The sequence below is a fragment of the Rhizobacter sp. genome (genome assembly GCF_031412495.1).
Classification (GTDB): domain Bacteria; phylum Pseudomonadota; class Gammaproteobacteria; order Burkholderiales; family Burkholderiaceae_C; genus Schlegelella_A.
This window is the reverse complement of record NZ_JANODC010000101.1, coordinates 1-8,181: the sequence shown is the minus strand read 5'-3', so window position 1 is coordinate 8,181 and position 8,181 is coordinate 1. Positions and strand designations below refer to the sequence as shown.

Annotated in this window: 7 protein-coding genes and 2 pseudogenes; 3 read left to right on the top strand and 6 right to left on the bottom strand. The window is 72.7% G+C overall.

The features are described 5' to 3' along the window. Together AC30N0_RS03695 and AC30N0_RS03690 are read right to left on the bottom strand one after the other, a co-directional pair. Positions 1–293 (bottom strand): annotated as a pseudogene (locus tag AC30N0_RS03695) (single-stranded-DNA-specific exonuclease RecJ); the annotation flags it as partial. A 5-nt stretch (positions 294–298) separates the two neighbouring features. Continuing rightward, positions 299–1,252, bottom strand: a complete 954-nt coding sequence (locus AC30N0_RS03690) for a hypothetical protein (RefSeq protein ID WP_489516582.1) — start codon at positions 1,250–1,252, stop codon at positions 299–301. Positions 1,253–1,319: 67 nt separating this feature from the next. Between AC30N0_RS03690 and AC30N0_RS03685 the strand changes: the two genes are divergently transcribed. Together AC30N0_RS03685 and AC30N0_RS03680 are read left to right on the top strand one after the other, a co-directional pair. Continuing rightward, entirely contained in the window at positions 1,320–2,576 is a 1,257-nt protein-coding gene (locus AC30N0_RS03685) for a lipoprotein-releasing ABC transporter permease subunit (protein ID WP_489516581.1), read from the top strand. After that, entirely contained in the window at positions 2,569–3,309 is a 741-nt protein-coding gene (locus AC30N0_RS03680) for an ABC transporter ATP-binding protein (protein WP_489516580.1), read from the top strand. Before AC30N0_RS03685 ends, AC30N0_RS03680 begins: the two co-directional genes overlap by 8 nt. A gap of 27 nt (positions 3,310–3,336) precedes the next feature. Here the strand turns inward: AC30N0_RS03680 and AC30N0_RS03675 are convergent, their stop codons facing one another. Further along, entirely contained in the window at positions 3,337–4,152 is an 816-nt protein-coding gene (locus AC30N0_RS03675) for a ferritin-like domain-containing protein (RefSeq protein WP_489516579.1), read from the bottom strand. A 57-nt stretch (positions 4,153–4,209) separates the two neighbouring features. Further along, on the bottom strand, positions 4,210–5,025 hold the full coding sequence (locus tag AC30N0_RS03670; protein WP_489516578.1) for a 2-keto-4-pentenoate hydratase: 816 nt from the start codon (positions 5,023–5,025) through the stop codon (positions 4,210–4,212). 99 nt (positions 5,026–5,124) lie between these two features. Between AC30N0_RS03670 and hslO the strand changes: the two genes are divergently transcribed. Continuing rightward, complete coding sequence (hslO, locus tag AC30N0_RS03665) at positions 5,125–6,075, top strand: Hsp33 family molecular chaperone HslO (protein WP_489516577.1); 951 nt, start codon at positions 5,125–5,127, stop codon at positions 6,073–6,075. 96 nt (positions 6,076–6,171) lie between these two features. On the opposite strand, the gene AC30N0_RS03660 is transcribed toward hslO, so the two are convergent. After that, positions 6,172–7,545, bottom strand: a complete 1,374-nt coding sequence (locus AC30N0_RS03660; RefSeq protein ID WP_489516576.1) for a hypothetical protein — start codon at positions 7,543–7,545, stop codon at positions 6,172–6,174. Between the two features lie 68 nt (positions 7,546–7,613). Further along, a pseudogene (locus AC30N0_RS03655) lies at positions 7,614–8,181 on the bottom strand (hypothetical protein); the annotation flags it as partial.

The window sequence follows — 8,181 nt, the reverse complement described above, 5'->3', positions numbered from 1 at the left end:
GCCAGGCCGCGCAGCAGGACGGCGCAGGCGGTCGCGCCGTCGCAGTCGTAGTCGGCGACGACGCAGATGCGGCCGCCGGCGCCGATCGCGTCGGCGAGCAGGCGGGCGGCGTTGTCTGCGCCGAGCAGGCCGGCCGGCGGCAGCAGGCGGGCGAGGGCATCGTCGAGCTCGTCGACGGCGCGGATGCCGCGCGCCGCGAAGAGGCGCGCCAGCAGCGGATGCACCCCGGCCTGGGCCAGCGCCCAGGCGGTGCGCGGCGGGACGTCGCGGTCGACGAGGCGGGTCGGCGTCATCGGGTTCAGAGCAGCGCCAGCACGTCGTGCGGCGGGCTCTTCTGCCAGGCGCCGCGCACGCGCTGCCAGAGCGGGCGCGGCCGGCTCTCGAAGCGGGCCGCATGGCGCGCGCCGCACAAGGTGAGCGTCACGGACTCGCCGGCGGCAGCGCGTGTCGCCAGCGTCGCCAGCGCGCCGGCGTCGAGGTCGCGCCAGGCCTCCGCCCAGGCCGCCCAGTCGCCGGCGACGAGCGGCCGTCGCAGTTCGGAAGCGATCTCCGGCGTCGCCGCAGCATCGACGGGTTGCTGCCGGCCGCAGCCGCTGAGCCAGTAGGAATTGATCGGCAGGGCGCCGCGCTCCTCGCGTGCCTCGTTGACCGCGTGCTCGTGGAAGAGGAGCTGCGCCTCGCTCTGCAGCCGCCTCACGAGGCGGCCGGTCGCGCGTTGCGGCGCGGGCAGGTGCGACTCGCGCAGCCACGGATCGACGCTGCGGCCGATCACCCTGTCCAGCGAGGCCGTGGCGAAGCCTTCGAGATCGTCGCGGCCGGCATACCAGCGCCGCGCATGGCCCCAGTCGGTGCGGAAGCCCTCGCTCTCGAACTGGCCGCGCAGCGTTTCGAACAAGGCCTTCGACTCCGCATCGCCGACGTCGATCGATTCCGGATCGAGCAGGACGACATCGTCATGGCCGAGCCGCCAGTGACCGGGGGTGAGCAGGGCCCAGGCCAGGTCCCCGGTGTCGATGCCGTCGGCAGCGGCGGCGCGGGCCGCGAAGGGCAGGGCGCCGTCTTCGCCCCGCCAGCCCCACAGCCGGCCCAGCACGCGCTCGTGCGGCGGCGACAGGCTCGTCGCCTCGCCTTCGTCGCGGCCTGCAGGCGTGAGCAGGCCCAGCAGGCGCTCGAGGTTCGGCAGGGCCAGGTCGCGCAGCACATGCTGGCAGGCCTCTGTCAGATCGGAGGCGAACGGAACGACCAGGTGCATGCAGACCCATTATCCGAGCCGCCCCGCGGCGGCTCAGCCGAAATGCCTCGGGTAGCATCGTCTTCACATGAACTGGCCCTACGAACTGCAGATCGGCTGGCGCTACACCCGCGCCGGGCGGGCCGGGCGGAGGAACGGCTTCATCTCCTTCATCTCCGGCGTGTCGATGCTCGGCATCGCCCTCGGCGTCGCCGCACTGATCATCGTGCTCTCGGTGATGAACGGCTTCCAGAAGGAGGTCCGCGACCGCATGCTGTCCGTCGTGTCGCACATCGAGGTGACCGACGCCGACAGCGGTGCGCTGGCCGACTGGCAGGCGACGGCAGCCAGCGCGCGCCGCAACGCCGAGGTGATCGGCGCCGCTCCTTTCGTGGCGTCGCAGGCGCTGATCGCCCGCGGCGACGACATGCGCGGCGTGATCGTGCGCGGCATCGTCCCGAACGAGGAAGCGACCGTCACCGACCTGGCCCGGCTGTTGCGCGACACGACGCTGGCCCGCCTCGTGCCCGGCCAGTGGGGCGTCGTGCTCGGCGCCGAGCTGGCGCGCTCGCTCGGGGTCGGCAACGGCGACCGGGTCACGGCCGTGATGCCGGGCGGACAGGTCACGCCGGCCGGCATCGTGCCGCGGCTGCGCACGCTCACCGTCGTCGGCACCTTCGACGCGGGGCACTACGAATACGACAGCGGCCTGGCCCTGGTCCACCTCGAGGACGCGGCCCGGCTGTTCCGGGTCGAGGGTCCGACCGGGATCCAGCTGCGCCTGCAGGACCTGAACCGGGCCCCGATCGTCGCCGCCGAGCTGGCGCAAAGCCTCGGGCCGCGGCTGGCGGTGCGCGACTGGACCAGCACCAACCGCAACTGGTTCGCGGCGGTGCAGGTCGAGAAGCGCCTGATGTTCATCATCCTGACCCTGATCGTCGCCGTCGCTGCCTTCAACCTCGTCTCGACGCTGGTGATGACGGTCACCGACAAGCGCGCCGACATCGCCATCCTGCGCACGCTCGGCGCGAGCCCGCGCTCGGTGATGGGCATCTTCATGGTTCAGGGTGCTGCCTCGGGGATCATCGGCACCTTCGGCGGGGTGCTGCTCGGCCTGCTCGTCGCCTACAACATCGACGTCATCGTCCCGGCCATCGAGTCGGTGCTGCAGGTGAGCTTCCTGCCGAGCAGCGTCTACCTCATCAGCCGCATGCCGAGCGATCCGCAGCAGGCCGACATCCTGCCGATCGTCGTGATCTCGCTCGTCCTCGCCTTCGTCGCCACGATCTACCCGAGCTGGCGGGCGAGCCGGCTGCAGCCGGCCGAAGCGCTGCGCTATGAGTGAGCCGGTGGCGGCCACGGCGGCGGCCGTGCGGCCGAGCCGCGGCGAAGGCGACGACGTACTCGTTGCCAACGGCCTGCACAAGCGCTTCGTCGAAGGCAGCGGCTCGTCGCGGCTCGACGTGCACGTGCTGCAAGGCGTCGACCTGCGCGTGCGCCGCGGCGAGGCGCTCGCCATCGTCGGCGCATCGGGCTCGGGCAAGAGCACGCTGCTGCACCTGCTCGGCGGGCTCGAGGCGCCGACCAGCGGCAAGGTCTTCCTGTGCGGCCGCGACTTCACGACGCTCGACGCGACCGAGCAGGGCGAATGGCGCAACCGCCATCTCGGCTTCGTCTACCAGTTCCACCACCTGCTGCCCGAGTTCACGGCGCTCGACAACGTCGCCATGCCGCTGCGCATCCGCCGCCTGCCCATCGCCGAAGGGCGCGAGCGCGCGGCCGAGGCGCTGCGCCAGGTCGGGCTCGGCGAACGGCTCATGCATCGCCCCTCGCAGCTCTCGGGCGGCGAGCGCCAGCGGGTGGCGATCGCGCGCTCGCTCGCCGGCGGACCGGACTGCGTGCTCGCCGACGAGCCGACGGGGAACCTCGACCGGTCGACGGCGGACGCCGTGTTCGCGCTCATGCTCGGGCTCGCCCGCGAGCGGCGCATGGCCTTCGTCCTGGTGACGCACGACGAGAGCTTGGCGAACCGCTGCGACCGCCGCCTCCGCCTCGCCTTGGGCAAGCTCGTGCCGTAGCCGGGCGCGTGAAACCGCCGACCGCTTCTAGCTGCCCGCGCGCGCGTCGAGGGAGTCGAGGCCCTCGAGGGCTTCGATCTCGCCTTCGCTGAAACCGGCGGCGCGCCGTGCCTCGAGATTGAACGGTCCGCGCACTCGCGGCGCGTGGTGGCGGCGAGCCAGCTCGGGGTAGAGCGCTTCCGGGTCCTGGCCGGCGCGTGCGCATAGCCAGCGGTACCAGCGGTTGCCGATGGCGACGTGGCCGACCTCGTCGCCCAGGATCACGCCGAGGATCTCGGCGGCGCGAGCGTCGCCGGCGCGGAGCAGCTTGGCGCGCAGCGGCGGCGTCACGTCGAGACCGCGCGCCTCGAGCGTTCGCGGCACCAGCGCCATGCGCGCGAGCACGTCGCCCGAGGTGCGCTCGGCCATCATCCACAGGCCGTCGTGGGCATCGAAGTCGCCGTAGTCGCGGCCGAGCGTCTGCAGGTGCGCACGCAGGAGCTGGAAGTGCAGCGCCTCCTCGGATGCGACCTGGAGCCAGTCGAGGTAGAACGCGGCGGGCAGGCCGGGAAAGCGCCACACCGCGTCGAGCGCGAGGTTGATGGCGTTGAACTCGATGTGGGCGATGGCGTGCAGCAGCGCGGCGCGGCCATCGGGCGTGAACGGCGAGCGCGCCGGCACCTCACGGGCCGGTCGAAGGCGCGGCCGCTCGGGGCAGCCCGGCAGCGTCGCGGGCGCCGTGATGACCTCGGCGGTGTCGACGTCGATCTCCTCCGAAGCAGGTCGCAGCTCGCGCGCCAGCCGAGCCTTGGTGGTCGGATCGCATTCGCACAGCGCAGCGAGCGCGGCCTGGCGGACGTTCATCGGCGTGGCTCGATCCGCACCGGCACCGCGACTGCCGCGCCGCCCCCGGCGGCGGGCCTAGGCTGGCGCATCGGCCGTGAAGCGGACCTCGAGGCTGCCGAGGCCGCGGAACTCGGCTCGGTAAAGGCCGGGGCCGGGCAGCATCGGCGCCCCCGTGCAGCTGCCGGTGGTGACGATCTCCCCCGCGCGCAGGCCCGGGCGCCCGCCCGGCGGTGCATTGGCCAGCATGAGGACGGTTCCGAACGGGTCGCCGTCGAGGATCGCCGCGCCGCTGCCGGCAGCGATCTGCGTCGACACGCCTGCATGCGAGCGCGTCAGGACGATGCCGAGCCGGGCGAAGTCGAGCGAGGCCCAGTCGGTGAACGCCGGGCCGGCGACGTAGGCGCCGTTGTTGACGGCATCGGCCAGCTCGGCGAGGGTGCCGGTCGCCGGGGGCAGGCGCGAATCGACGATCTCGATGCCGATGCGCAGGCAGCGGACCGCGGACCGGACCTCGTCGCGCGTGTACGGCTGCCCGGGACGCGCCGGCAGGTCGCTGCCGAGCTCGAAGGCCAGCTCGCATTCGAGCTTCGGCACGATGAACTCGGCGACGCGCCACGATGCGACACCGCCGTTGGCGTTGCGCAGCCAAGGCCCGAGAAGGGCGCCGGCGATCGGCTGGTCGATGCCGAGGGCGTCGCGTTGCGCCGGCGTGACGGCGCTCACCTTCCAGCCGACGATCGGCCCGAGGGCCTCGGCGACGGCGATCTGCAGCCGGTAGGCCTCGGCCATGTCCGCGGGCTGCCAAGCGTCGGGGTAGGCAGCGACGGCGCGGGCGCTTCGGCGCGCATCGACGAGGGCGGCGCAAGCCGCTTCGAAGGAGGTGTCGTTCATGGTCCGGATTGTCGCCGTGCGCAAGACCCGGCAAGGGAGCCTGCATCGGTGCCGCACCGATAATTCGCGCCCCGAGCGACTCCGCGCAACCCCTAACCCGTGAGCGAACTGCACCGATTCCTCTTCGAGGGACTGCCCGTCCGCGGCATCCTCGTCCGGCTCACCGACAGCTGGCAGGAAGTGCTTGCGCGCCGCGCCGATGCCGCGTTTCCCGGGCCGGTGCAGCGCGTGCTTGGCGAGATGGCGGCCGCCGGCGTCCTGATGCATGCCAACATCAAGTTCAACGGCGCCCTCGTGCTGCAGGTGTTCGGCGACGGGCCGGTGCAACTCGCCGTGGCGGAGATCGCGTCGGACCTGGCCTTCCGGGTGACGGCCAAGGTCTCGGGCGACGTACCCGTCGGGGCCGGCCTCGAAGCCCTGCTCAACGTGCACGGCCGTGGCCGCTGCGCGATCACGCTCGACCGTGCCGACAAGCTGCCCGGGCAACAGGCCTACCAGGGCGTGGTGCCGCTGCACGGCAACGCCGGCGAGCCGCTGCAGGCGATCGCGCCGGTGCTCGAGCACTACATGCTGCAGTCCGAGCAGCTCGACACGCGGTTGATCCTGGCCGCCGACCACCGCGTTGCCGCCGGCCTGCTCCTGCAGCGGCTGCCGAGCGCCGGTGTCGGCGCCGATGAAAGCCGGATCGGCCACGACGAGGATTTCAACCGCGTCGCCCAGCTCGCGGCGACGCTGCGCCGCGAGGAACTGCTCGAGCTCGACCCCGACACCGTGCTGCGGCGTCTGTTCCACGAGGAAAGCCTGCTCCGCTTCCCGGCCCTCGTCGGCGACCTCGCGCCGCGGTTCGCGTGCAGCTGCTCGCGGACGAAGGTCGGGTCGATGCTGCAGTCGCTGGGCCGCGCCGAGGTCGACGACATCCTGGGCGAGCAAGGCCGGGTCGAGGTCGGCTGCGAGTTCTGCGGTGCCCGCTACCGGTTCGACCCGGTGGACGTAGGCGAGCTGTTCACGCCACCGGCGCAGCAGGCGCCCGGATCGACCGCGATCAACTAGGGTCCGGCAGCGCTCTGGGAGGGCACCGCACCTGCGCTTTGCCGAGTCACGCGAACCCTCCCATCGCGTCGACGGCCCTGGACACCCGGCGCGAGGCTATTTCAGGCGGTACCCGCAGACACCGCAGAAAACGTCCGCGTCGACGACCGCCGAAAGACACTGCGGGCAGGCGGTGAGGGCGGGCGGCGGTGCCTCCGGCACGGCCGGCGGCATCACGGGTGGCGGCATCCAGGCCGGTGGCGATGCGTAGGCAGGAACCGTGGTCTGCGGAGCGTCATCGTCCAGCGGCAGGGCGATGTCGGGGCCGTCGTCGGCGGGTGGGCGGTACCCCTGCTGCGATGCGGAGGGCGCCGGCGCCGCGAACGGCGCCTGATAGGCCGGGGCCGGGGCCGGGTACGGTGCCGGCGGCGGGGACGCCGCGGCTGTGCCGAACACGCCCGGGGCGGCGGGCGCGCCGGCATCGGCGCCGGTCGCCGATGCATCTCGCTGCGCCGCACTGCGGGCCCTGTCGCCGAGCTCCGCGCCACGGCGACGCGCTGCCTCGAGGCCGCCGCGCAGGGCCGCTTCGGTCGCGCCGACGTCAAGGTCTTCGGTGACGCGCAGGTAGACCAGCGACAAGCCCAGCAGGTAGACCTGGCCGACCAGGGAACCGGCAACGGCCCACAGCAGGGCGCCGCCGATCCCGCCGGCGATGGCATGGCCGAGCCTGCCGCCCTGCATCATCCCCATCATCGGGTTCACGTCGCCCGGACCGAAACCGACGATGCTCCAGGTCATCCCGAGGGTGGGCAGCAGCCCGGCACCGAGCACGCCGAAGATGATGAAGGCCACCGCCATCGAGATGAAGCCGATAAAGGCGAGCAGCAGCACCGCATCGACCAGGCGGCTGCGCGCGATGGCGAGCGTCTGGGCCAGGGCCCGCGTGATGCTGGCGCCCTGCCACACTGCCGGCGCCGACAGCACGGTGCAGATCAGCGCTCCGAAGATCGTCACCCCCGCTGCGACCACGGAGACCGGGAACACGACGACGAAGAGCATCGGGCCGAGCACCGGGACCTTGCAGACCAGCAGCAGGATCGCGATGGCGAGGAACACGGCAAGCACGGCGGCGAAGAAGATGATGCCGAGGGCGAGCAGCTTCGGAATGCAGAGCAGGCCGTAGACGAGGGCGTCGACCGTGCTGCGCGGCGAGATCCCGCGCGCGTGGTCCATCTGCAGCAGGCCGGCCGCGTTGACCCCCGTGCCCAGGGCGACGAGCCAGATCAGCGCCGCCATCGCGAAGGCGACGAAGCCGCTGCCCGGCGCCATGATGGCGAGCAGGCTGACGACGATCACGCCCGCGAAGAGGCAGCCGAGCAGGGCCACGATGGCGCGCCGGTTGCGCAGCCCGGAGACGGCCTGAAAGAGGCTCGAGAACGCGTGCGCCGACAACCCCGCGGGCAGGGCGGCAGGTGCCGGGTCGATGGCCATGAAAAATCCTCGCTCTTCGTTGTGCGTGCGGTTCTCGCCGCACGTCGGATTCGGGGCGAACGCCTGGATCAGTTGATGTAGTTGCGACGGCGGTCCTCGGCCTCGCGCACCTGGCGGCACAGGGACTCGTTCGCATGCTGCGGCGAACCACACTCGCGCGACTGGCAGATCGACTCGGCGATGGTGCCGCGACCAGCACAGATCTCGCGGACGGTCCGCGCCTGCACCGGCGCCGGCTGCGGTGCCGCAGGAGCGAGCGGCGCCGCGGCGACGGGACGTGGACGCTGCGCTTCCTCGGCGCGGCGACGGGCCTGCGCCTCTTGCTCGGTGCGCGCGACAGCGGCCTCACGGTCGCGCTGCTCGAGCGCGGCCTTCGCCTTGGCCTCGCGGTCGAGCTTGTCGCGCGCCGCCTTGTCGCGGCGCAGCTTCTCGGCAGCCAGGCGCTTGGACTCCGCTTCTGCGTCAGGCGGGTCGCCGATCTGCGGCAGCGGCGCTGCGGCAGCCGGCGGCAGGGCCGATGGCGAGGCTGCGGTGGCGGCGGTCGACGGCGCGGATGCCTCCGCCGCGGGCGTCGGAACGGCAGCGACGGCAGGCTCGACGATGATGGCGGCAGGCGCTGCCACCGGAGTCGGCACA

Bases quoted from the DNA above. Each gene is read 5' to 3' on its own strand.
- AC30N0_RS03690 (WP_489516582.1), bottom strand. From the start codon at position 1,252: ATGCACCTGGTCGTTCCGTTCGCCTCCGATCTGACAGAGGCCTGCCAG.
- AC30N0_RS03685 (WP_489516581.1), top strand. From the start codon at position 1,320: ATGAACTGGCCCTACGAACTGCAGATCGGCTGGCGCTACACCCGCGCC.
- AC30N0_RS03680 (WP_489516580.1), top strand. From the start codon at position 2,569: ATGAGTGAGCCGGTGGCGGCCACGGCGGCGGCCGTGCGGCCGAGCCGC.
- AC30N0_RS03675 (WP_489516579.1), bottom strand. From the start codon at position 4,152: ATGAACGTCCGCCAGGCCGCGCTCGCTGCGCTGTGCGAATGCGATCCG.
- AC30N0_RS03670 (WP_489516578.1), bottom strand. From the start codon at position 5,025: ATGAACGACACCTCCTTCGAAGCGGCTTGCGCCGCCCTCGTCGATGCG.
- AC30N0_RS03660 (WP_489516576.1), bottom strand. From the start codon at position 7,545: ATGGCCATCGACCCGGCACCTGCCGCCCTGCCCGCGGGGTTGTCGGCG.